25 protein-coding genes and 1 pseudogene are annotated in these 25043 nt (G+C 44.4%); all 26 read right to left on the bottom strand.

All coding sequences use genetic code 11. From position 1 onward, the window contains the following. Window positions 1-142: 142 nt before the first annotated feature. Complete coding sequence (gene phnL, locus G9U52_RS30600; RefSeq protein ID WP_166154838.1) at window positions 143-898, bottom strand: phosphonate C-P lyase system protein PhnL; 756 nt, start codon at window positions 896-898, stop codon at window positions 143-145. 18 nt (window positions 899-916) lie between these two features. Beyond that, a complete protein-coding gene (locus G9U52_RS30595) occupies window positions 917-1801 on the bottom strand; it encodes an ATP-binding cassette domain-containing protein (RefSeq protein ID WP_446430485.1) in 885 nt (294 codons plus the stop codon). Between the two features lie 8 nt (window positions 1802-1809). Next, window positions 1810-2688 (bottom strand): alpha-D-ribose 1-methylphosphonate 5-phosphate C-P-lyase PhnJ, encoded by an 879-nt coding sequence (locus G9U52_RS30590; protein ID WP_279538776.1) that lies wholly within the window; start codon window positions 2686-2688, stop codon window positions 1810-1812. Then, window positions 2633-3817 (bottom strand): carbon-phosphorus lyase complex subunit PhnI, encoded by a 1185-nt coding sequence (locus G9U52_RS30585; protein WP_166154834.1) that lies wholly within the window; start codon window positions 3815-3817, stop codon window positions 2633-2635. The genes G9U52_RS30590 and G9U52_RS30585 overlap by 56 nt, the downstream gene beginning before the upstream one ends. 1 nt (window position 3818) lies before the next feature. Further along, on the bottom strand, window positions 3819-4448 hold the full coding sequence (gene phnH / locus G9U52_RS30580; protein ID WP_166154832.1) for a phosphonate C-P lyase system protein PhnH: 630 nt from the start codon (window positions 4446-4448) through the stop codon (window positions 3819-3821). Further along, window positions 4435-4872 (bottom strand): phosphonate C-P lyase system protein PhnG, encoded by a 438-nt coding sequence (gene phnG / locus G9U52_RS30575; RefSeq protein WP_166154830.1) that lies wholly within the window; start codon window positions 4870-4872, stop codon window positions 4435-4437. Before phnG ends, phnH begins: the two co-directional genes overlap by 14 nt. Before the next feature lie 5 nt (window positions 4873-4877). Beyond that, entirely contained in the window at window positions 4878-5717 is an 840-nt protein-coding gene (gene phnE, locus G9U52_RS30570; RefSeq protein WP_243767649.1) for a phosphonate ABC transporter, permease protein PhnE, read from the bottom strand. Continuing rightward, window positions 5714-6502, bottom strand: a complete 789-nt coding sequence (phnE, locus tag G9U52_RS30565; RefSeq protein ID WP_166154828.1) for a phosphonate ABC transporter, permease protein PhnE — start codon at window positions 6500-6502, stop codon at window positions 5714-5716. The genes phnE (G9U52_RS30570) and phnE (G9U52_RS30565) overlap by 4 nt, the downstream gene beginning before the upstream one ends. Before the next feature lie 23 nt (window positions 6503-6525). Then, on the bottom strand, window positions 6526-7281 hold the full coding sequence (phnC, locus tag G9U52_RS30560; RefSeq protein ID WP_311764945.1) for a phosphonate ABC transporter ATP-binding protein: 756 nt from the start codon (window positions 7279-7281) through the stop codon (window positions 6526-6528). Between the two features lie 12 nt (window positions 7282-7293). Then, the gene (locus G9U52_RS30555; RefSeq protein WP_166154826.1) at window positions 7294-8274 is read right to left on the bottom strand and encodes a phosphate/phosphite/phosphonate ABC transporter substrate-binding protein; all 981 of its coding nucleotides are present in this window, start codon (window positions 8272-8274) and stop codon (window positions 7294-7296) included. Between the two features lie 31 nt (window positions 8275-8305). Then, entirely contained in the window at window positions 8306-9049 is a 744-nt protein-coding gene (locus tag G9U52_RS30550; protein WP_166154824.1) for a GntR family transcriptional regulator, read from the bottom strand. 146 nt (window positions 9050-9195) lie between these two features. Further along, entirely contained in the window at window positions 9196-9864 is a 669-nt protein-coding gene (locus G9U52_RS30545) for a DapH/DapD/GlmU-related protein (protein WP_166154822.1), read from the bottom strand. A 142-nt stretch (window positions 9865-10006) separates the two neighbouring features. Continuing rightward, window positions 10007-11248 carry an N-carbamyl-l-glutamate amidohydrolase ErtE gene (gene ertE, locus G9U52_RS30540; protein ID WP_166154820.1) on the bottom strand — a complete coding sequence of 414 codons (1242 nt, stop codon included), beginning with the start codon at window positions 11246-11248 and terminating at the stop codon, window positions 10007-10009. An 83-nt stretch (window positions 11249-11331) separates the two neighbouring features. Next, the gene (locus G9U52_RS30535; RefSeq protein WP_166154818.1) at window positions 11332-12099 is read right to left on the bottom strand and encodes an amino acid ABC transporter ATP-binding protein; all 768 of its coding nucleotides are present in this window, start codon (window positions 12097-12099) and stop codon (window positions 11332-11334) included. A 30-nt stretch (window positions 12100-12129) separates the two neighbouring features. Next, on the bottom strand, window positions 12130-12789 hold the full coding sequence (locus G9U52_RS30530) for an amino acid ABC transporter permease (protein WP_166154816.1): 660 nt from the start codon (window positions 12787-12789) through the stop codon (window positions 12130-12132). Between the two features lie 33 nt (window positions 12790-12822). Next, the gene (locus G9U52_RS30525; protein WP_207953314.1) at window positions 12823-13638 is read right to left on the bottom strand and encodes a substrate-binding periplasmic protein; all 816 of its coding nucleotides are present in this window, start codon (window positions 13636-13638) and stop codon (window positions 12823-12825) included. Window positions 13639-13684: 46 nt separating this feature from the next. After that, entirely contained in the window at window positions 13685-14995 is a 1311-nt protein-coding gene (locus G9U52_RS30520) for an MmgE/PrpD family protein (RefSeq protein WP_243767662.1), read from the bottom strand. Between the two features lie 41 nt (window positions 14996-15036). After that, on the bottom strand, window positions 15037-16419 hold the full coding sequence (locus G9U52_RS30515) for a hydantoin-5-propionate amidohydrolase (protein ID WP_166154812.1): 1383 nt from the start codon (window positions 16417-16419) through the stop codon (window positions 15037-15039). 25 nt (window positions 16420-16444) lie between these two features. Next, complete coding sequence (locus tag G9U52_RS30510; RefSeq protein WP_166154810.1) at window positions 16445-17176, bottom strand: IclR family transcriptional regulator; 732 nt, start codon at window positions 17174-17176, stop codon at window positions 16445-16447. Window positions 17177-17562: 386 nt separating this feature from the next. Next, window positions 17563-19119: a phosphoenolpyruvate carboxykinase (ATP) gene (gene pckA, locus G9U52_RS30505; RefSeq protein WP_166154910.1), complete on the bottom strand. Its 1557-nt coding sequence runs from the start codon at window positions 19117-19119 to the stop codon at window positions 17563-17565. 312 nt (window positions 19120-19431) lie between these two features. After that, entirely contained in the window at window positions 19432-19638 is a 207-nt protein-coding gene (locus G9U52_RS30500) for a helix-turn-helix domain-containing protein (RefSeq protein ID WP_166154908.1), read from the bottom strand. 4 nt (window positions 19639-19642) lie between these two features. Further along, a pseudogene (locus G9U52_RS30495) lies at window positions 19643-19789 on the bottom strand (DUF2975 domain-containing protein); the annotation flags it as partial. Between the two features lie 171 nt (window positions 19790-19960). Beyond that, entirely contained in the window at window positions 19961-20983 is a 1023-nt protein-coding gene (locus G9U52_RS30490; protein ID WP_166154808.1) for an Ldh family oxidoreductase, read from the bottom strand. A gap of 38 nt (window positions 20984-21021) precedes the next feature. Continuing rightward, a complete protein-coding gene (locus G9U52_RS30485) occupies window positions 21022-22311 on the bottom strand; it encodes a hypothetical protein (protein WP_166154806.1) in 1290 nt (429 codons plus the stop codon). A 47-nt stretch (window positions 22312-22358) separates the two neighbouring features. Continuing rightward, window positions 22359-24011 (bottom strand): extracellular solute-binding protein, encoded by a 1653-nt coding sequence (locus tag G9U52_RS30480; RefSeq protein ID WP_166154804.1) that lies wholly within the window; start codon window positions 24009-24011, stop codon window positions 22359-22361. Between the two features lie 101 nt (window positions 24012-24112). Then, complete coding sequence (locus tag G9U52_RS30475; protein ID WP_166154802.1) at window positions 24113-24988, bottom strand: carbohydrate ABC transporter permease; 876 nt, start codon at window positions 24986-24988, stop codon at window positions 24113-24115. Window positions 24989-25043: the final 55 nt, after the last annotated feature.

Here is a 25043-nt window from a genome sequence, read left to right as displayed (position 1 = left end):
GTCTCCTTAGAGTTTGCGGAGCAAACTAGCTTCGTAAGCATCCGCCTTAGAGTTTGCGGAGCAAACTAGCTTCGTAAGCATCCGCCTTAGAGTTTTCTTTAGAAAACTTACTTCGTAAGCATATCCCTTTGAAGTAATGAATCTACTCAACGCCTGCCATTTGCTGCTGCCCCTTAGCAGATTGATGTGTACGCAAATCCAATATATGATCGGCAACCTTGCCCATCACTTCCCAATCATGAAATACTCCGATCATCGTTGTGCCTTCCTGCTTCATCTCTTTCAGAATCGCCAGCACGTTATGTTTCGTTTCATTGTCCAGCGATGCGGTAGGTTCATCCAAAATCAGCAGCCGTGGGCGTACAATAAACGCTCGGGCCAAGTTCACCCGCTGCTGCTCCCCACCGCTGAATGTAGCAGGAAATGCTTGCCACAGCTTCTCCGGAATATTTAGTCTTTCTAATAACTTTGTGGCCAAAGCTCTCGCTTGCTGCAAGGAATAGCCCAGCGGCAGCAGTCTTTCCGCAACGATATCGAGTGCGGAGATGCGAGGTATTACTTTTAAAAACTGGGAAACATAACTGATTTCATGGATACGCAGATGTGTGATTTGACGCTCAGTTGCTTGGGCTAAATTGATCGTTCCATAAAGTGACGAATCGTACCATACCTCGCCTGTAGTGGGCAAATAAGTGCGATACACACATTTTAAAATGGACGATTTTCCTATTCCGCTGGGACCCGCAATGCCCATAAACTTACCTTCTTCCACCTCAAAGGAGAGGTTTTCAAAGGGATTCACTCTCATATGATTCGAAATGGACAGTTCAAACAATTTGCCTAATCCTATTACCTTTAAAATAAGGCTCACCGCTTTCTTTTTGAGGTACACTCGCATTTTATGTTGCAGAATTATCTAAAGTAAGGAATGGACTAGCAGCTGCGTGTAAGGATGCTGAGGATCCTCTAGTATTTGATCTGTTAAGCCTTGCTCCACAATAAGTCCCTGGCGCAGCACCATCGTCCGATCAGCAAGCATACGTATAACGCCAAGATCATGGGAGACAACGATCATTGCCACCTGCAGCTCATGTTGGATATTACGTATTAAATCAAGCACCTTTGCTTGAACCGAAAGATCAAGTCCAGTGGTCACCTCATCAAGCAGCAATAGTGGAGGGTTATTGGCCAATGCTTTGGATATTTGCACCCTTTGCTGCATGCCACCACTGAAATTTTTCGGCGGTTCATCCATGCGAGAGAGCGGAATTTCTACTTTTTGCAATAAATCAGCGGCTCGCTCGCGAATGCTGCCCACATGAAAATGATCGGCGGCAAACAGCTTTTCAGCGATATTTCCACTGCTGGAAAAACCCATCCGCAGTCCCAGATAAGGATTCTGGTACACCATCCCCATTACATGATTGCGAATATACCTTTTTTGTTGCGCGGATTTACTGAATAAATCGGTGCTGCCCTCTTCAAAGCTTGAGATGCTCATGGAGCCTGACGTCACTTCTTCATCAAAGTATAAGCATTTTACAAGTGTGCTTTTTCCTGAACCACTTTCGCCAACTACCCCAAGAATTTCACCCGGATATAAGTCAAAGCTTAAGTTTCTGCATGCCCATATGCTCCCACAATATTTACAACGGCTGCCTGTCTGTTCATCAGTAGACGGCTTATGGCAATGAACGCACCCCGCACCGAATTGTTTATGCAGTCCTTGAACCTTGAGCAGTGGTGTTTCGTTCCAAACCATCGGTTCGAGAGCTTGATCTATCGTCTTAACATGGTTCATCGACATTGTTACGCCTTCCTTTCCTGTTGCTGCTTACAATATGCGGTATCTGAGCATTGGTAAAGCGTCGTTCCTGCTGCCTCGTCTGCCACTTCATCAAGAAATGTATGTGTGCTATCGCAATGGCGGCATGACTTATCTATAAAGCTCTCCACCTCAAACGGATAGTCCTCGAATTGGAGTGGCGTCACGTTTGTATAGGGCGGAATTGCATATATTTTCTTTTCCCGACCGGCTCCGAACAAGGAGAGGTGGTCACTTTGATGCAGCTTTAACGTGTCCCAACGAGGTATTGGACTAGGAGCCATTATATAGCGGCCATGAACCATAACAGGATAATCCGCACCTAAGGTAATGCTTCCCCATTTCACTATGCTTTCATAAAGGGTTAGCCACATAGCACTGTAATCCATCTCTGCATGGCGAATTCTCGTCATTTCTTCCCGACGTTCAACCTTACGTAAAGGCTCAGGCTGCGGTACCTGCAGCACGAGAATTTGGCTCTGATCCAGCTTTTCCTCAGGTATGCGATGGCGTGATTGAATAATCGTTGCTTCCGATGTGGCTTCGGTTGTCGAAATGCCACTCGTTTCTTCTACAAGTCTACGAATGCTAACCGCATTCACGCTATCATCGTTCCCCTGGTCAATCACCTTCAAAATATCCTGCCGGCCCAGCAAAGACAGTGTTAGCTGCAGCCCACCGGTTCCCCAGCCTCTTCCTATAGGCATCTCCCGTGAAGCGAACGCCACTTGATATCCTGGGATAGCTACAGCCTTGAGTGATTTTCGGCGAATTTCCCGCTTGGAGCCTTCGTCTAAAAAGGCAAAGTTATACGCCGCTGTGTTGAAGGTTCTTCTGTTCGGCTTTTCCTCTGTCATCTGCATCCTGCTCATTCTCCTTTATTTGGGCTTTCTCCTGTGTCTGAACCTGAACTTTTCTGATTTGGTCAAGCGATGATTGGAACGTAATATAGTGAGGCAGCTTCAAATGAGACACAAACCCGCTGGATTCCACTGAATCAATATGGGTCAAGACGAATTCTTCATCCTGTGCAGGAGCTGTACCTTCTGTCTCCAAGCTGCGTTCGAGGATTGCCATCGATATCCCTTTGACCTCATTTTGACCGAAGCACAAACCATAACCTAATAAAAACTGCACTTCCCCTGAATCCCCATCCTGCTTAAAGGAATTGATCGTTTCCACTTCGGTTAGCATCATTTCACCAATATATACGGTGTCGTCCTCATCATCCTGGCTGTAAGGATAAGGGATATGGACGGCTGTATAACCAACGCGAAGCTCACCAATGGTTGGATGCACGACACCATACCCGCGCATGCTGCTGTAGGCGAGAGCCGTCATCGCACCGGTTTCACCGCGAGCAAGGGTTTGTAAACGCGCAGCACGCGTAGAAGGGATGGTCATCTTTTGCCTCGTAATATCAAAAGGCTCTTGTTCTTGTTCGCGGGATTCTGCATTCGCAATCTTCGCCATAAGCCCCTGTTCGCGAAGTAAGTCCGCCACCTTCTTCAAGGTAAGGCTGCCCTCTACAATATCAACTTCTGCCATATATTCCTTGGCAAAAGCAACCATAGCTTCATCGCTTTCCTGACGTAGCGAAAAGTTCAACATCCGATGTGTATAATCATAAGTCGGTCCTAGAATTTGCCCTCCGGGAACATCGCGAAAGGATGACGAAATTCGGCGGATGACCCGCATATCTCCCGGCTCCACGGTCAACGAGTAATGATTTCTCGGCAGCGTCGAACGATAAGCTCTAAGCAAAAATGCTGCTTCTGCCGGATCACCCTCAGCTTGTTTTAAGGCAATAGCCGCGTACTCGGGTGAATACATACCGCCTTCACCCATAATCCGATCAATCAACAGCCGCAGCTGCTTTTCGATTAGCTCTATATCTATACTTTGCTTGGAGTCCTTAACACGATAAAAATTAACGAGGCTATTCGCTTCTGCGATAGCTTCCTGACCTCCGGTAACCGCAACATATGCCATCTTACACGCCCTCTTCCCTCATGATTGTTGTTCTTGGCAAAGCTGTTAGCTGCCCGCTTTCCGTAAACAACACCATATCTATGCCTAATGGATACTCAGCATTTAACTTGGTTCGCTCATCTATCCACGCCTTGGGTAGCCCTTGTACACATAAGGTACCAACATCTTGAATACCAGGACCTGTGAGTGTCCAACAATTTCCTTCCGTGCCCTTATTCGCATCCATCCCATCAACATGTATAAATACCGTAGCTCCGTCTTCAGGCCGAATCAACGTTCCGTTTTTCAGCTTGGATAACAGGTCGTATATCTGATCCTCTCCCATGCTGCCTTTAGCAATAACGTAATCCGCCTCTGAAGCGGGGCCAATCCGGCTAAAGGTTTGCTGACGTACATAAGCCTCCAACTCTTGCTTATCCTCCATTTCAATGGAAATGCTGACCTCTCCGTCAAAAAGCGTCATCGCGAAGCATGTGACCATTGCTTGCAAAGGAGATAAGGAGCTCAGTTTTGTGGAATTGAGCGCAATGCTACTGATTTGACCGGGTCTTGCGAATGCATCCAGCAGCTGCCTATAAATAAACTGCGTATCATGAACTCGATCGAAAGTCTGTTCTTTAACGTTTGGCATTGTATTCCTCCATCGTGTCGAAATTCACTTTCGTCTTCATAGCCTGGGAATACACGAGCTTATGCTCCATCAGGATATTATGCTCCTCCACAAGCAGCAGCGCATCCCATGCTTGCGTTTCCGGCAGACTCGCCTGAAAAGCTCCATCTACAACGGCAAGCTGATAGGATCTTTCCGCATCCTCACCCATTAAAATACCGAAACCATAAATACCACCTATTGAAACCGTGCACTCCGTAACTAACACTTCACCCATGTAAAAAGGCTGCTGCGAAACGGAATCTTTGGCTTTAGTCATGACCAGGCTTTTCTCTGGAGGTTTAATAATGTTGATTGTGTAATTGTGCTCGATCTCTTCACTTAAAAGCTGTAGCAATTTAGGATCACCACTAATTAAAATACGGGAAATTTGCGACTTTTTCATAATGACTACCCCCTTCTGCGGATTTTAATTTTCAACCGATTGCTGAAAAATTCAACACTGAACACCATAATAAAAATGACCAAGGCAACAAACCCGACTGTATCAAATTCATAAGCCCGCATCGCATTGGAGATTTCCCATCCAATACCTCCTGCGCCTACTGCTCCTAGAATGACAGCTTCCCCAATATCGATTTCTAGACGGAAGACGCTCCATGCCATAAATGAGGTGAACACATTCGGGATAACGGCCTGAGCCATGATTTGCAGCCAACCCGCTCCTGTAGCCCGCATTGCCTCTAACGCACCTTCGTCTACTTCTTCAATCGACTGGGAGAACACCTTGATTAGCATCCCCACCGCATGTACGCAAATAGCTAATATTCCGGGAAAGGGCCCTAAACCGACAGCAACGATGAATATTAATGCCCATACCAGCGTAGGTACCGCACGGAGAAAAGATCCCAAGCCTTTAAAGAACCATGCCGTCCGAGGAGACACATTCTCTGCAGCCAGAAAAGATAGGAAGAATGCAGAGATAACAGCAAGGACCGTTCCTACAATGGCAACCTGGAGAGTGACAAGCCCGGCCAATAAAATTTCTTTCCAGTCGGATACGTTTGGAGGCAACATCATTGCAAAAGAAGCAATAAATTTTAATGTGCCTTGAAATATTTTATAGTAATCGAAATTTAACTGGATTAAGCAAAAGACGAAGAAGATCGCCCCAAAAATCGCCGCTCCTACCAATAAAGGATCTTTCCTTGGTTTCTGCGGATATTCAACCAATCCCTGCCGCTGCAAGTCTGCCATTTTACCAGCAGTTTGAGTCCAATCAGTACTCATAGGATACGCTCCCTTATTTTACTTGTTGTCCATTCCGTCATCACCACGATAAGAATGACCATAATGATCGCCATGCTCACTTCCTGGTATTGGAACAGCTTAATGCCCTTTTGGATTGCAAAACCCAGACCACCGCCACCGACCATGCCAATAATGGTTGAAGCCCGAATATTCAGCTCCAATTTATACAGTGACCAACCAATAAACCCGGGCATAAACTGTGGCATAACCGCTTGCCCCAGAACTTGAAAGTAGGATGCGCCCGTCGCCCTGACCGCTTCAACCTGCCCCATATCAATTTCTTCCAATATTTCCGCATAAGCTCTGGTTAAGGTTCCAATCGATGTAATAATAAGCGCCAGACAGCCGACCGTTGTCCCCAAGCCATAGGCAAAGACGAGTAGAATGGCCCATATTAATGTGGGAATATTACGCATGACCGAAGAAAATGCTCTTACGGCAACCTGAATCACTTTATTGGGAGCCGTTGTTGCGGCTGCAAAGAATGCCAGAATCATGGAAATGAAGGCACCAATGACCATAGCTACAAAGCTGATGTAAATCGTATCGAGCGCAGGTCCTATTAAGTTATTAATTCTCGAGAAATCTGGAGGGAGGAAGTCGAAAATGATAAAGCGAAAGATTTCGCCTCCCCCCTTAAAGAGCTCTCCAACTGAAAAGTTGGTTTCAATAGCCGACCAAATCGTAATAGCCAGAATTGCTGCGGCAATCAACATGGACTGCTGCTTTTTCTGCCGCTGCAAATCCTTCAACCGATCTTTCATCGCGTGGCAAGCCCCTTTCCGGACTATTTCTGGTAAATATGCTGTATGACTTCATCCGACAATTCATCCGGCTTGCCGTCAAAAGCAACGGTTCCCTTATGAATACCGATAATTCGTGTTGCATATTTTTTGGCTACCTCAACCTGATGGAGATTGACAACGCAAGTAATGCCATCCTCCTGACAAATCGTATGGAGATGATTCATAATCGTCTCCGACGTCACGGGATCAAGGCTTGCAATGGGCTCATCCGCAAGGATCAACTGAGGCTGCTGTGAGAGCGCACGGGCAATGCCGACTCGCTGCTGCTGCCCTCCACTTAATTCATCCGCTCTTTTATAAATCTGCTGATGGAGTCCAAGACGGTGCAGAATTTTTTTGGCCTCTTCAATGTCGTGTTTGGAGAACATACCAAGTGTGCCCATCAGTTGGTTCATATAGCCGAGACGTCCGTGCAATACGTTTGTCAACACCGATACGCGTTCAATTAGATTGAAGCCTTGAAAAATCATCCCAACCTCACGGCGCAGCTTTCTTACTTGACTATGGCTCGCTTTGGTGGCATCCATATTATTGAACATTACGGAGCCTTCCGACGGCTGCACCAAGCGGTTAATACAGCGCAGCAGCGTACTTTTACCTGCTCCACTGGAGCCGATCACAACTACGAATTCGCCTCGGTCCACCTTAAAATCAACACCTTGCAGCGCAGTAGTTCCATCGTTATACACCTTTTTTAAATTACGGATTTCCAAAAGAGCTGCCATGTTTCCGCTCACCGTACCTTCCTGCTATTTCAATAATTGTGCTGGATCCATATTGAGTGCTTTGGCCGTATCTTTGACAACCTTGAAGTCTTTATCTTCAATCGGGAAAAATTTTTGGGTGCCATTAGCAAAAAATTGAGGATTTTTCGTATGGTAATCAAACATAAACGTTTTGATTTTTTCTACCAGCTCGACCGGAAGATCTTTACGATACGTATACGGGCTCGTTGGGATCGGATCGGATTTAGCCAAGATACGGAAGTCGGTTGTCTTAACAAGTCCAGCGTCGATTACTTTTTGTATACAGGTGTCACATACCCCTGCTCCGTCTGCAGTGCCTTTGGCAATAGCCATAATTGACTTATCATGACCACCGGAAAAAGATACATTGGAGAAAAAAGATTCTATATCTTCATTCTTGACTCCTAATTTGTTAATGAAGATGGCCCGTGGAAACAGGTGGCCGGAAGCGGAGGCCGGATCTGCGAACAAAAACGTTTTTCCTTTTAAATCAGCTATCGTTTGTGCTGTTGAACTAGCAGGGACGACGACCAAGCTGTTATAAAAGGCTGCCTCCAAGCTGGTTGCTTTCACGGCAAACGGGACAGCTCCGCTGCGTTCAGCAGCAATAATATAGGCGAACGGTCCGAATGAAGCGATATCGATTTTTTTTGTACGCATGGCTTCAATAACCGCTGTGTAGTCATCGCCTACGAATAGCTCCGTCTTCAACCCGGTAGCTATACCCAAATCCTCAACGAATTTCTTATTGCCGCGTGAAAGCTTTCCTTCTTCTTCGCCTGGCAATACACCAACGCGGAGCACTTCCGGCATTTTCGGTGCATCCACTTCTTTGACCACAGCTGCTCCTGCAGCCTGTGCTTCCGGTTTGCCCGAATCCGCCATTCTCTGACCGCAGCCTGCTGCAAGGATAGCCAGTACCAATACCACAAGTAGTGCAAACTGATTTCTCCAAAGCTTAGAAGCTAACTGAAACTTATTCATGTTTTTTCCTCCATCAATTTTTTAGTCCAACTCATTTTTGTTCAAATTCAATGGAGACACGGCACAAATCCCCACGATATTTCGCTGATGTATACTCCACTAGTTGCCTATCGTCATCCCTCATAACACTTTCGATATGTAACAGATTCGTATTCGGCGGAATTTTTAAATAGCTGGCCTCCATAGCTGTCGGATACGTGGCCTGAAACGTCGACCATATTCGGTGCAGCTGCATACCGTAAACACCTTCGAGCATAGCGTACAAAGAGCCTAAGCAACGTGTGTGATCCAAAAGCCCAGGGAAATACTTACTTGGCAGCCATGTCACATTCCATGCGAGAGGGACACTGTCGGCATATCGTAAAATTTCTAAACGATACGCGTCCTCCTCTGGTCCAAGCTTCAAAGCAACTGCGATGTCTTCAGGAGGAATCAACTTTTCCTGCTTAAGCAGCTTCGCTTTGGGCGTACAACCAAGCAAAGTAATTTCATTAGAAAACCTCGTATTGGGTGTGATTGTATATTGAAGGTTAAGCGGCTTTTCACAAACATAATGTCCCTTGCCCTGATGCGAACGGATAATTCCCGAATGCATAAGAAGTTCTAATGCCTGTCTAATCGTATACCGATTCTCACGAAAACGACTGCACAACTGCGCCTCTGATGGTAAACGCTCATCTAATTTGTAGCTCCCTTTCACAATCTCGCTTTGAAGTACATCCGCAATCTCAAGATAGCGGGGAGTTGCATCCTGCAGGTCTGATTCCTGCATCATCGTATCACCTCCATTCTTTCGTTTGCCCCTTACTAGAAGTTAACTTGTCTACAACAGCGCAGTGTTAACATTAAATTAAGATAATGTTAAGAATGTTCAGACAATAAAAAAACACCCCTCTATATGCACATAGAAGGGTGTTTACATTACCGTTTATTTCCATAACGACCAATAAAAGCATCTAGATTATTTAATTCTTCAAACCTTTCCTGCAAAATGTCACGAGGCCAATCCCACCATGCGATTTCAAGCAATTGACGAGCTTTATCGGGAGAGAATCTTTCCTTGATGAGCTTGGCTGGCACACCGGCAACGATCGTATATGGCTCTACGTCCTTAGTCACTACAGCTCCCGATCCTATAACTGCGCCTGTGCCAATGCTCACGCCGGGCATAACCGTAACTCCGTGTCCTATCCAAACGTCATGGCCAATGGTAACTTTACGGGATCTTCTCCAATCAAAAAATTCCAAATCATCCGACTCAGCAAATTGATAAGAAGTTTTACGGTAAGTGGAGTGATGCTGGGTAACCCGCCACATGGGATGGTTGCCTGGATTGATGCAAACATGGGAAGCAATGGAGCAAAACTTGCCAATCTCGGCATAATTAATCTGCACTTCATCCACACAGTAGCTGTAATCTCCAAATGTGACTTCATTCATGCGGCTTCTGGCTCCAATAGCCGTCCATTCTCCCACATAACACTTATGCAAGCTTGCCGTATCGTGAATCGTAGGTTCAATACTCAAAGATTTCTTTTTCGTCTCATGATTGATATAGGTTAGTGCGACTTGAATCATCTCCTCTTTCATTTCGGCATATGATTCAAGTATATCTTGTCAACATGTAGGCAGTGTAAAGATTGTCTATACTTTGTGTTAATTTATAAGACCCGGAGTAGCAGCTACACCGCTCCCCGGGTAACAACACTATTAACAAGGAATCTACGAAGTCTTAGGCCTTTTCATCAAAAAGTAAAACTGCACGGGTTAAGGCTTCCACTCCTAAGGTAACATCCTCGTAAGATGTCCATTCTTCCGGGCAATGGCTTCTTCCATCTTTACTTGGAACGAAGATCATGCCGATAGAGGTAATTCTTGCAAGTTGGTTCGCATCGTGACCAGCACCACTCGGCAAAGAAATAGTAGGCGCCGTGGCTTGGCAAGATTCCCAAACCAAATTTTGCACCTCCGAGGTGACAAGAATAGGCTCCGATTTGGACAGGCTATCAAAGCTTACCTTCAAGCTGCGCTTATCTGCAATTTCAAGCGAGTTTTTTTGTAATTTAACAATAATTCGTTCTAAAATATCGGTATCCAGCGAGCGGACTTCTAAGTCAAATACAACACGACCGGGGATGACATTTGATGCGTTAGGTTCGACGTTCAACTTTCCAACTGTGCCCACCACAGGTTCAGCATAGGTTTCCCGGCAAAGCGATTCTAGTTCCAGTATGACTTGTGCGGCACCCGTTAAGGCATCCATTCTCATATTCATAGGGGTGGTACCAGCATGGTTCGGGCTACCCTCAACGACGACCCGATAACGCTGAATGCCTACAATTCCCGTTACGACACCAAGCTTATTACCCGTTTGTTCTAACACAGGTCCTTGTTCAATGTGAAGCTCAAGATATAAAGCAGCAGCGCCTTTCCTTCGTGCTTCCTCTGAAATCGCACTTGGTTTGCCACCTATCTGTAGAATGGCATCATTTAGAACAAGACCTGCTGGGTCTTTTCTCTCTAACATTTCTTCCGAAAGATTATCGACCATGCCACGACTGCCTATAGTTGAAATCCCGAATTCACTCGGCTCTTCGGCCGTAAAATCAACCACTTCCAACGGATGACATAGGGTAATCCCGGCTTGTTTCAGTGAGCGTGCTATTTCCAATCCGGCTACAACGCCGATAATTCCGTCAAATCGCCCTCCCCCTGTCACTGTATCCGTATGTGAGCCCACCATAATGGGCTTAAGGTTAGGATCGCTGCCAGGAATTCTACCAATTAAATTGGAGGCAGCGTCGATTTCCACTTCCATTCCAATTTCCGTCATCTGTTTCGTCAACCATTCTCTACTTTGCACATACCAGCGTGTGAAGGGTCTACGGGTCCAACCCGGTTTGCTTGTATCGACGAACGTCGCTAAGGTATCAATATCCTGCCGAATCTTTTCCATACTAGGTTTTATTTGCATTCTTTTGATTCGCCTCCTTTTTATTAAGTTGCCTCTCGGCCTATGTCGAAATCACTTTCGAAACTCGCATGAAATAATATCTATTAATCATTTTGAATACTGCTTAAGAAACGGGTAACTCGATCATTGTCATTAGAATCAAATATTTGTGTGGGACTTCCCTCCACCACAATTCGTCCATTTTCCATAAATATAACTCGGTCGGATACTTGTTTAGCAAACCTCATCTCATGAGTAACGATCATCATGGTCATGCCTTCCTTGGCAAGATCCGTCATAATTTGCAGGACTTCTCCGACGAGTTCAGGGTCAAGGGCAGAGGTACATTCGTCAAACAACATCACGGTGGGTTCCATGGCAAGAGCTCTGGCAATAGCAATTCGCTGCTGCTGGCCTCCTGATAAATCGCTAGGATGATCATTTCGTTTCTCGTACAAGCCAACCTTATTTAAAAGTTCGTCTGCTTTTTCAATCGCTTCGGCTTTAGTCTTTTTCTTAACAATGATAGGACCTTCAATAATATTCTCCAATACCGTCTTATGTTTCCACAAATTAAAGTGTTGAAAAACCATGCCTACTTTACTTCGTACCTTACTCATTTTGATTTTGGACATCAAAGTTAACTGCCCAATACTGTTTACCGAATATTGAATAGGTTGACCTTCTATGATGATTTCGCCGCCCGAGGGAACCTCTAGAAAATTAATACAGCGAAGCAAGGTGCTTTTTCCTGCACCACTGGGGCCGATGACAGAAACGACTTCCCCTTTTTTGATGCTCAAACTGACATTGTCCAAAACGACTTTTTCTCCGTACTTTTTCTGAATTTTTTTCAACTCAATCGTAGTCATTCGCATATCCCCTAACGTCATTTTCATAGGCTATCTGTTGTTTTGGGCAACCTTCAACTTTTTCTCAGTCCATGTCTGAACCAACATGAGGGAGCTTGTCATAATCAGATATAGAACAGCAGCAACGCCAAGTGTCTCTAATGGAAGATAAGTGCTGCTGTATTGAGTTTGCGCATTGAGCATGAGATCGGGAACCGTAATGACGGAAACCTGAGCAGATTCTTTTAACAAAACAACCGAGTTGTTAATGTACGGCGGGATAATCAGTCGTATCACTTGTGGAATCCGAATCCGAAACATGATCTGAAAAGGATTCATTCCAATCGCTTCAGCCGCTTCAATTTGTCCCTTTTGCACAGCCAGCATGCCGGAGCGGATAATTTCAGCCTTATATGCAGCAGCGTTCAGTGACATACCGAGCAGCCCTGCTTCAAATGCTGTCAACGTAATGCCAATTGAAGGTGCTGCATAATAGAATAAAAACAAGATAATTAAAAGAGGCAAACCACGAAATAACCAGATGTAGGTAAATGCAATTTGTTGTACTAAGCGGATATGAGATAATCGCATCATGCAGAGTACAAATCCTAAGACCGTTCCGATCAGAATAGCTAATATGGAAATTTCAAAAGTGACTAATGCGCCTTCTAATAGAAACGGCAATCCATTTTTTATGACCTCAGCATTCAAGTTAATCCCCCCCTGTCACATCTTCTCGTTGACTTACTTATCAAATGTTAAACCAAAATATTGTTGAGTCAGTTTGTTATAAGTGCCATCTTTCTTTTTCATTTCAATGATTCTATCGATTTCCTTTTTCAACTCATCATTTTTTCGCAAGCCCACACCTACATCTTTGACTTCAAACGTCCCGCCAACCATTTCAATATCTTTGCCCGATGGAGAGTTCTTGATATATTCGGCAGCTGAAACCACACCTATCGCAACTACATCGACACGACCTGCAAGCAAGTCTGCAAAGCTTTCAGCTGCACCTGGGTACGTCTTTAAATCTTTATACCCGCCAATTCTTTTTACAGCCGCTTCAAAAGCTGAACCTGCATTAACTCCAACGACTTTCCCTTTAATATCAGCGATGTCTTGTACGGCATTCGTGCCTTTTTTAATAACAGCGACGGCTCCGTCTTGAGAATAGGATGCGGAGAAATCAATGGATTGTTTGCGTTCTTCGGTAATGTTGGCTCCGGACATCAGAACGTCGAATTTATTAGCAATCAGCCCGGGAATTAAGCCTGCGAATTGCCCTGTAACAAATTCAGCTTTAACTCCTAATTCCTTAGCGATCATGTTACCCCATTCAATGTCATATCCAACGAGCTGGTTGTTGCTGTCCATGTACGAATAAGGGCGGAAGTTACCAGTCGTACCGATAACGATTTTTCCGTCTTTTTTGATTTTTGCAAGTGTATCGTTCGCTACCGCTTCCTGTTTGGCAGGGGCCGCGGAACTTTGAGCTGTTCCTTGTGTTGTATCAGTTTTCGTTCCACAAGCGGTAATGCTGGCAATTAAAGAAAGCATGAATAAAATAATGAGTACTCTTTTCATAGTTGAACCCTTCTCTCGGTTAGTTTTGGAGTGCAATGACCCATTGCTTGAATGGATTTGTTTCATCTAATACCAGCGTTGCCTGGACGATTCGCTCTACCTGCTGCTCTTCCAAGCTGGACGCCATCATCTGTTTGAACTTCTCCATCATTCTCGCTGTTGGAAAGGACTGTTCATATCCACCAGAAGCCGCATCAACATAAGACGTTTTGGAGTTGCCATTCTTCAATGTAATGGTGACCCGCGCTGCTCGCTTATTGGGAAGAAGCTCCGTCATTTCTGGATCTTCACAGACGTTAATCTCTTTGGCTAAACTACGGACCGACGGATCAAACAAAACAGATTCATTAAAGCTATTAAAAAGCGTATTGCCATGTAAAAGTGTAGAGAGCAAAAACGGAATTGAAAACTTTGCCGCTAAATCATTTTTTGGATCAGGATTATCCAGACGCGCTGCCAAATTATAAGTATCGACCTTGACTGATTCAACTTGCTCGATAACCACTTGTTCATCCTGCAACAAGTTCAGCATCGCATCTATGGCGGAATGCGAGAAACGGCAGGATGGATACAATTTAAAATAATTTTTTTCTAGTAAAGGAGGCGACCACAAATCTTGAAGAAATAATTCGTAATTCATTCTCTCAGATAGGAGGCTCCCCCACACGTGATCGACTACATGCGCACTGCTCTGAAATCCAAAGGACTGAAATTGTAAAGCTTGATAAGCTACCAGACTTCCTAAACCCGTATATAGATTTCTTGCCGTCATCCCTGTAACCGCTGCTTCCCATGAAGTAGTCAAGGGAAGTGTCGCTGCCAGAAGGGCGGCTTCGATGATCTGTTTTTTCTCTTTTTTCTGCAAAATACCTGCCGCCACGGTTCCACCGATGATACCCCAAGTTCCATGGGGGTGCATGTCATCTTTCATATTGCTGGCATATGCAAGCCTTGATGCAGCTTCGTATCCAATGATGAACGCCCTAATAAAATCAGATCCGGATGCATTGTTTTCAATAGCCGCAATGAACGCAGGTGCAAAGATATGTGCTGCTGGATGTCCTTTGGCGAACTGATTGCCTTCATCAAGCTCATTGCAGACAATCGCGGTTCCATGAATTATGGCATGATGGTAAGGTGTGGTGTAGAGTCCGCTCCCCACTATAGGAATTGTATTTACGGCATCCGCTTGGTTACAACCTACGGCGTTCACATAATTTTGCAGTTCTTTGGAACCCATGCCATACCAGGCAGCAAACATAGTGTCAGCAATCATCCATTTGGTTCGTTCAATTGTCGACTCCGAAAGATCCTCCCAATTTAAATCCAGAAGCTTGTCCAGCAGTACGGTAAAGTTTTGAATAGACAGGATTATTCACTCCCGACTAAGCTTTTTTTAGCAGCCGATCCTGCAATAAACTTTCCGAACCCTGGTTTTACCGTTAAATCAGTGCCATCATATACCGATGTGCCTCGGACAATGGTATGCACGACTTTACCTTGAATTTTTTTGCCATGAAACGGTGACAATTTAGAGTGAGAGCGGAACTTGGTCTCATCTATAATCCAAGTTGCGTCCGGGTCAATGACGGCAAAATCCGCATCATAGCCCACTGCAATCTTACCTTTACCTGGGATTTGGAAAACCTCGGCAGGATGTTGGGACATCAATTTGGCAAATTGCAGCGGAGTTAGATTCCCTTTAGCTACTGCACTGTCAAACATAAGTGGAGCTATAATTTCCAGTCCCGGTAAACCGGATGCAGCAAGGAAAATGTTGTCTTTACCGATATCCTTTTTCTCCGGTCCCCATGGTGCATGATCCGAAGAAATGAGTTCGATGTTACCAGCTTGCAGGTGTTTCCACAATCCATCTGAATCTTCAGGATATCGAAGAGGTGGATTCATTTTTGCCTTTGGACCGAAATGGTCTAAGTCATTTACATCAAGTAGCAAATAGGGGAAACAGGTTTCAGAAGTAACCTGAACACCTTGACTTTTAAATAAATTAATTAAATCGATCGTACGCGGATGACTGACATGAACGATATGCAACTTAACGCCTGTCCAATAGGCAAACTCCATCAGTTTCAAAACCGCACTTGTTTCTGTAACAGGGGGCCGTGTTTCCATATGTGCCCTTGGGTAAACTTTGCCGGATTTTTGATACTGGTCGATCAAATCCACAATAATTTCATCGTTTTCTGAATGAAAAGCGGCACGCAGCCCTGTTTCTTTAATAAGCTCCATGGCTTTAAGGATCTCCGGATCCGGAATTCTTGGAAAACGATATTCGTCGGTTTCAAATGTTGACATTTTGAAAGCAATCGCCCCCGCTTCAGCCAGTGGAATAATCTGATCGGTTCCACCTGTCTTGGAGATCGTGCCCCACAGACAAATATCAACCAAGGCTTCCTGCTCTAATTGGTGAACTTTTTTGTTAAATTGTGCTACATTGCTAATTGGATTCGGGAGGTCGTATGGCATATCCATGAAGCTTGTTATACCACCGACCGCTGCAGATGAGCTTGTAGGAATAAAGCCTTCATTAGGATTGCTAAAGCAGTGAACATGGACATCGATCATGCCGGGAAACACATAAGACTGGCCAAAGTCCAGAGTCTTATTCCCTTTTAATACACCAATATCTCTGGAGATGGCTGTAATCTTTTCGTTCTTAACACCAATCTCTGCTATTACAACCTCGTTCTCTAAAACAACTTTACCTATTACCACCAAATCAAATATATCCATCGAAATCTGCCCCCTTTATGTTTTTTTATAAGTATTTTTGTATTTCATTAATCCCTGATTGGAGATGATCAATAATGTTGTTTGCATCTTTTACAAGCATTCGTTCCCGGGGCCCTGCAATAGTTAGAGATGCAATTACGATGTTATCCGAATCCCTAATCGGTACAGCGTAGGCCAGAACACCTTCGTCCAGCTCGCTGTCGGATACGGCATAACCCTTGTCTCGAATCTCTTTGAGATTTTGCCTTAGCTGATCAATATCGAGAATAGTCCTCGAGGTGTGCTTTTTTACGATTCCTTGTTTAAACAACTCGACAACCGTTTCATCAGGCAAGTAAGCCAATAGTGCTTTCGAGGATGCACCTCCGTATAGTGGCATGATCTGCCCCTGCTCGGCTGTTACTTCAATGGGCTGGGAGGGGCTTACGGTTTCTAAGCAAACCACATTCAGTCCGGATATGATGGTAAGAATAGATGTTTCCCCAGTCTCTGATGTTAATTGCCGCATTACGGGAAGAGCAAGAGAAGAGATGCTATTATCTGTCCGAACAATCTTTGCCATTTCCAGAAACCGATATCCGAGTTTATGCATCCCTCCGTTTGTCTCGATTACATACCCTTTTTCCTTAAGAACCCTGAGATGACGATAAACAGAACTTTGTGGTTGGTTTAATAATTGTGCAATTTCAGGCACTGTCAATTCTCTGGTTTTAAAGTTAAATAAATCTAAGATATCTAACGTCTTTTCTGCACTCACTTGCTATGTCCACCTCTCCACATGTCAGGTTTTTGATATAAAATCATATAAAACAAGAAATAAATTAGAAAGTGATGAATTGAAATCGTTAATAATTGATAATTGATTATCATTTATTAAAATTATATTAACTTATATAACATAGATTTGTCAACCAACTATATTAATTATGTTAGATTAAATAACATGTAGTGGATTTTTTTGATTATATCCATCACTGTACGCCTATGAAAAGTAACGGAAAAGAGGATATTTAATGTCTTAGACTTGCGACATTAAATACCCTCTTAAATTATGATATCCCTTGTAATATCCTAGATAGCATTGATTCATACGAAAAAACAGCCATCTTTCGCAAAATAGATGCGCAAGAGTGGCTGTTTGGTTTATGTTGTCTTTCTTGGACCGGCCAATAGTATATCATCACTAATCCCTGAAAATTTTTCAAAGTTTTTAATAAATAGTCCAGCCAATTCTGTAGCTTTCACTTCATACGCCGACTTGTCTTGCCATGTATTTCGCGGGATTAGCACGTTGCTTGGAACTCCCGGCAGCGATTCAGGACATAACACACCAAATATTGGATCGGCAGTAAACGTCTGCTGCTCGATGCTTCCGTCTAGAATAGCAGTTACAATTGTCCTAGTATAGGTCAGATTTATTCGTTTTCCTACACCATATGGCCCTCCGGACCACCCTGTATTAACCATATAAACTTTTGCCTGATGCTCCTCTACTTTTTCACCCAGCAGTTGCGCATATACATTCGGATGAAGAGGAAGAAAGGGAGCTCCAAAGCACGTTGAAAAAGTCGCTTCCGGGTCAGTAATCCCTCTCTCTGTACCTGCCAGCTTTGAGGTATATCCTGATAAAAAGTGGTACATAGCTTGTTCTTTGGTCAGTTTAGAGATCGGAGGCAGCACACCAAATGCATCAGCCGTTAGGAAAAGGATCACTTTCGGATGATCTGCCATCCCAGGGATCATTGCATCGGCAATATAATGGATTGGATAAGCAGCACGTGTATTTTCTGAAATCCGAATATCGTTATAATCAGCAATTGCAGTTTGGGGATCCAACACAACATTCTCCAAAATGGACCCGTAACGTATCGCTCGCCATATTTGTGGCTCTTTTTCCTCGGAAAGGCCCATGCATTTTGCATAGCAGCCGCCTTCAAAGTTAAAAATCCCTTGATTAGACCAGCCATGCTCATCGTCACCGATTAAACGGCGATTCGGATCGGCAGAAAGAGTCGTTTTCCCCGTACCAGATAAGCCAAAGAAAAGAGCACTGTCACCCTTCTTCCCAACGTTTGCTGAGCAGTGCATGGGTAGAACTCCTCTTAAGGGCAAGAGATAATTAAGCACACTGAAAATAGCTTTCTTCATCTCGCCTGCATATTCGGTTCCTCCAATTAGTATCATCTTTTTCTCAAAGGATAAGCAGATAAACGTTTCAGAACGGGTTCCGTCTGTTACTGGATCAGCCTTCAATCCTGGCAGTGCGATCACCGTAAATTCCGGTGAATGCGCCATCAGCTCCTTATCGGTTGGACGGATAAACAGTTGGCTGGCAAATAAATTATGCCATGCATATTCGTTAACTACTCGGATTGGAAGTCTATATTCAGGATCTGCACCTGCAAATCCGTCAAATATAAACAGTTCCTTTTCAACCATATATTGTTGCGCTTTTCGATACAACTGCTCAAATTGAAACTCAGAAATAGGTTGATTAAGGGAGCCCCAATCAATTTGCTCGGTGACAGACGGATCAGTAACAACGTACTTGTCCTTAGGGGAACGGCCCGTATAGGTTCCCGTGAAAACCTGTAAAGCTCCAGTGGATGCAAGCTGTCCTTCCTTTCGTTCCAATGCTTTTTCTACTAATTTTGATTCAGCCAAATTATAATGGATATTTCCAGCTATTATTTTTTTCATCACCTTTGCCATACTATCGTCTCCTATCTGCTAGCACGTAGTTTCTTCTTGATCTACCAATACCACTACATATAACTATCTCTTTTGATTTATTTGTTTATAATGTACACTATTTATATTTAACACACAATATAAATATATTTATAAGGTTGTATATAATATTTTATCACCTGTTTAAAACACACTAATTAAATATTTACCGCTTATAACACACTTACACTCTCGTACGCCTCATGCTGCGCACCAAAAAAACATGTCTTTAACAACTAGACATGTTTGGTGATGATATACAGGCAAGAAATGATTCCCCTTTTATAAATTTGATCCTTGAGTATCTTCGTCGTCACTTTTGTATTCTAAAACATCTCCAGGCTGACATTCTAAAGCCTTACAAATCGCCTCTAAAGTGGTTAATCGAATTGCTTTTGCCTTTCCATTTTTCAATATTGAAAGATTAGCCATTGTGATTCCAACTCTCTCTGAAAGTTCTGTAACGCTCATCTTCCTTTTAGCAAGCATCACATCAATATTGGGCTTCTTGTAAAAGTCTTTGGAGAACGGCAGTAAAGACTGCGATAACCATTGAAGCAAAAATCATGACCATTCCAAGTAGTATGACACCTGGGGCGTCGTCTATCTCCGCCATGAGATAGAAGAGTGGCATGCCTACCCATTTTATACAAAGATAAAAAGCATTTCTCGTTACAAAGAAATGCTCCATAATTTCAAAACTATTCAATTTATAACTTATTCAACTAATTATATGCCGGCTGTTTAGGAGGGCTTTCACCCTCCTTGTAGCAAGTGTTAATTCAAGAAGAAGCCCGGCAAAACGAAGTATTTACTCCAACGTCTTAAGATTGAATTTCTGAGCCCATTCATTAAGCTTATCCAGCAGATTCGCCGTCAAATCAATCGTTTCTTCGCTTAATAATTTGGCTTTTCTTTGGTAGGAATGCTGACCTGGTATCTGCAAGCCGGAAGCCCTGGCTTCCATTCGCTCCAAAATCTCGGTCGTTTTATGGGTGAACTCCCGCTGACCCAGCAAGCCGCCAGCCTTAATGCATATAGCGGTGTGAGAAGGGATTCCGACCAAGCCACTCCCGGGCTGCGGCTCATCGATAATTTGCCCTTCGGCCAGAATACCGGTAATAACTTCACCAAATAAAGTAAGCCCGAAGCCTTTATGGCCGCCGATTGGCAATCGGGTGCCTTTACTGATCAAACCAGGGCTGGTGGTTGGCTTGCCATCTACATCAAGCCCCCAATGTGAAGGAACCTCCTCACCTGCTCGCGTTTTATCCGATAGTACACCATTGGAAGCATAGGCTAGACAAGCATCAAACATGATCGGATAATCTCGATTAGTCGGAATGGCGTAGCCCATTGGGCTTGTGCCAATGACTTTTTCTTTTCTTCCTGGAGCGCCCATCGTGGGTGCTCCCCGGGTAATAATATAGCTGATATAGCCCTCTTCTGCTGGTTGCTCCAGATATGGCGTTGATGATAATAAATGATTGGAATTGCGAATCGCACACAGCCCTATGCCATGCTCATCCGCTAATTGCTGGGCGCGTTTCATAATAAACATGCCACCCAGCTCGCCCAAGCCATTATCTCCTTCATAGTTTTCCAAAGCGGCATATTTATGAATTAGCACCATCTCAGGATTTGCTTTGATTTTGCCTTTGCTAAGACCCTCCAGCCTACCGGGGAGATCATACACATCATGATGTCCCACACCGCGAAGTGTAGCCCTCATGAATACTTCTGTAGCTATACTCGCATTGTCTTCATTTAAACCAGCAGCATGCAACAATTGATGGATGGTTTGTTCTAGCTCGGATATTTTTATTTTCGCCATAATTCGCTCCCCATACCCATTTTCGACTATTTACCCTATTATCTTCTGATTTCGATTCCGGCTTCCTGCATCCCCTGTTTCACCGCATCCAGCAGCTCGAAGGTGGCACCGTCGTAATGCCCCAGCGATAACCCATCGACTCCCAGTGTGCTTAATATACGAATGCTTTCACGCACCAGCTCGGGAGTTGCATTGGGCCTGGGTGCAAATGCGGCAATCAAATCTTTATCATAGCCAATGCCGCGCCTGATCTTAAGAATCGTGTTTTTCTTCCGCTTAAAATGGTCGGGAGCTCCTAATTGCTCGGAATAATCCGAGTCTCTGACCGAATCCAGGTAGTCCTTGACCGCTACATAATCAAGCCCGGCAAGCTCAGGGTATCTTAGGTAATTGTTGTAACGGAAGTCCACCTTGGAATTGGCTGCTTTAATGGATTCATTAATTTCCTTCAGTAGCCCCGTTACCGACTTCATCCTGAACTCCAGGAACAGGTGCAAGGATGGATTTTCCAGCAGGAAGCCGGCCTCCAGCAGATCGCCTCCCATCAGAAGATGATTATCCATCACGTAGTCGAGATTTTTGGAAGCCGTTGCATTCGCCATCAGCTCCAGCTCCTTGAGATCGCTGACGATTTTATCCCAATCGTATCCCTGGTTGGTTGCTTTTTCCCGGCAATGGTTGCAGAAGCAGCCTCCTTTGACAACACCCAGCAAGGTTCCAACCTTGTTATGGGGATCATTTTCCATAAACCAAGGTGCTTTGACAGGCTCGCCAATCGCGAACAGCCGCATGCAGGTTTGAATAAAATCAATATCATGATTTTTGACGGTATCGTAATAGATCGCCTTCATGTATTCCCTTACATCATCATTGTTGCAGCAAAAATAATTTTCAATAATACCACCATGGATATTTTTCTGGAGCACATCCGGGAACTCCTTTTTGGCTACCTCGCAATCGAAAAAGCTGTGGGAGATTTCCGCACCGGTTTTCAGGTTTCTTTTTCTCCCATACACAGTGAGCTCCTCGAGCCAATCCCGGCCTTTCAGAAAATCTCTTGTCGTATATAGGGGCTTTAGTGGAGTGTTTTTGAAGTTGTTTTCATCCATCGGATAATAGACACGGCTGTCCTCCGGCAAATAAAATTTCCGCTTTGGATTGTGGGTGAAGAACAGGCTGGTTAACGGCCGCTTCTCCTTATGCATGATGCCAACAAGATATACACTGTTGACAAGGCTATGCTCAACAACATTATCCACGCAGGTCTCAACGCCCTCATCTGCCAAATCCCACGGGTAAAGACTGGCTGCAACCTCTTTGATATACATGCTACATGTCTCCTGTCTATGATTAGTTGTGATACCCTTAAAACCATTTACTTATAAAGATCCTTCGTCAAAAATGCTTTATCCTTATTCTCGACGTACCAATCCTTATACCATTTCTCCGCTTTCTCTCCGCCAGCACCCTTCCAGGTAGCCTTGGCTTTCTCAATAGCATCCGCTACTGTAGCAGTGGGGCCTGACACAATGGCTTTAGCCAATAAATCGGAAATCGGCTTCGTTGTAGTCGTTTCAATCAACAGGATATCTGCAGGCGTGGCTGGCAGCGTTGAGCGATGGGTGAAACCCGGCTCAGGCCGGTCACTGGAAACATACGCATCCTGCGCAATATCAATAAACTTGCTAAACTCCTGATCAATCGGCTTGCTAGGATCCAAGGTGTTTTTAAAATCCGTACATTTATCCAGATAAATACTGGAGGAACTTATCATGTTAAAATCCGATGCAAAGGTGACTTGCTTGGCAAGCTCATCACTAATAAATTGCGGACAGCCATTCGCCCCCGCTTTGGAATGGACGCCTTCAATCCCATAATTCAAAGCTCTCACAAAAGGCTCGGAATTCATAAAATCAATAAACTTCACCACAGCGACCGGATCCTTAGCCGTTGCGCTGATCATCCCCAACGTTCGAGCTGGAGCGCCGATCCATGAGCTAAACTGGCCAAACGGGCTTTTGGGCAATTCAATCGGAATAATCTCGGCATTCGGATTATTTTTCTTCAACGTGACATAGGATTGGTAGCCCAGCTTTGTCGTACCGTTATTCGCTCCCCATATACCCAGCTTACCGGTTACCCAGTCCTGCTCGCCTTTGGCGCCAGCTGTATCCACCAGAAAATCCTTATCCACGATGCCTTCGTCATAGAGCCGCTTTTTAAATTCCGTAACGGCTTTAAGTCGCTCCCAATCTCTTACAAGCTGACCATTTTCGACAACCCAGCCTACGTTTTGAAACATATTATCAAGAACCTGCCCGCTGACAAAGCTGAGGCTCATCCCATACGTGTCCTTCTTGCCGTTGCCGTCCGGATCTTGTTCGGTGAAGGCTTTAGCCACCTTGTATAAATCCTCGGTTGTTTTGGGTATTTCCAAATTCAGCTTTTTCAACCAATCCACCCGGATGTAATAGGCATGATTGGGCGTTACTCTGGTGGATACAGTGCCAACCTCATAAAGCTTTCCATCAGGCTTCCTGCCTAATTTGTCCAGGTTCGGGTATTTTTTGAGCAAGTCTTTATAGATCGTGCTGTTTTTTTCAATCAGATCATCCAACGGCATAACCAGCTTTTTGGCGTATAATTCGTTTTTGTAATCGGCCAAATATTCCATAATCAGATCAGGCGCATTCCCCCCAGCAAAAAGCGTATTGAATTTCTGCACGGATTCCCAGCGCGGAATAGGAATAAAGGTGACTTCAACAGGGCCATTATCATTAATCCATTTCGTCCAGCGATTATTTTCCAGAGTTCCCTCTGATGCCGGAACAGCTCCACGCTCATACACACCAACTGTAATCTTGGACTTCTTCTGCGGCTGCTGGGCTTCTGCCTTCGGGGCAGGATCTGCTTTGCCCTTTGCATCCGTTGCTTCATTGCCCCCAGAGCACCCTGTAATCGTTAATAGGCCAGCAACCATACCCAGTACAACCCAACAAGGCCGTTGTAGAGAAAACAGATTTTTCATTGCATATCTCCTCCATCATGATTTTGCTTTGCTGCGCCATGCCCCCTCATCCACTAGGCAAACTCACATGTTGAATCACCTCCCACTTACGCCAATGGCTCCTATCCTTTTATTGCGCCCAGCATAATGCCCTTGATAAAATATTTTTGCAAAAAAGGATACACCAAGAGCATCGGAGCCACCATAATCAGGACTGCGGCTGCTTTGATCGAGTCCGGTGTCATGGTCAGTATGTCCTCGGGCTGCAGCCTGTTCATTTCCTGCATCAGGGATTGGCTCCTTACCATTTGCTGAACCAATACCGTCAAATTGAATTTCAAGGTGTCATTGATATAAATCAGGACACTCATGAAGGCATTCCAATAGCCAACTCCGTAGAATAAGGTCAATGCGGCCAATACGGGAACGGATAAGGGCAGCATCACTTTAAAAAGCAGCTTGAATTCATTACAGCCATCCATTCGGGCCGCCTCTTCCATTTCTACCGGAATATTTTCAAAAAAGCTTTTCATCACCAGCATGTTAAAAGCACTCACCAATCCTGTGATCCAGATCGCACCGTAGGAATTAACCAGTCCCAAGCCCTTAATGACCAGAAAGGTGGGCACCAAGCCGCCGGAAAAGATCATCGTAAATACGATGCCCAGTGTGAATAATCTGCGGTAGTAAAAGTAGGGACGTGACAGTGGATATGCGGCCATAATCGTAAATGTCATGCTGAGAATAACACCTATAACCGTAATGATCACACTATTCAGAAAAGCCTTTAGTATATTCGTTCCAACAATGAGTGTGCTATAGGCAGCACCCGTCCAATCGATAGGCCAGAATATAACAAAGCCGGATGTAATCGCCGCTGAGTCACTAAAGGATAAAGCGAATACATGCATAAAGGGCAAAATGCAGCTTAAGCCTGCAATGGACAGCACCACATAGTTGAACACATAAAAACATTTCTCGCCCGCTGTTTCTTTCATTCCGTCTCACCCCCTCTTCAATTACGAATGCTCCCTTACATGATCAAAGCCAATT

The organism is Paenibacillus agricola (assembly GCF_011440305.1).
GTDB classification, from domain to species: domain Bacteria; phylum Bacillota; class Bacilli; order Paenibacillales; family NBRC-103111; genus Paenibacillus_S; species Paenibacillus_S agricola.
The sequence above is the reverse complement of the archived record's forward strand: the minus strand, read 5'-3'. Positions and strand labels throughout refer to the sequence as shown.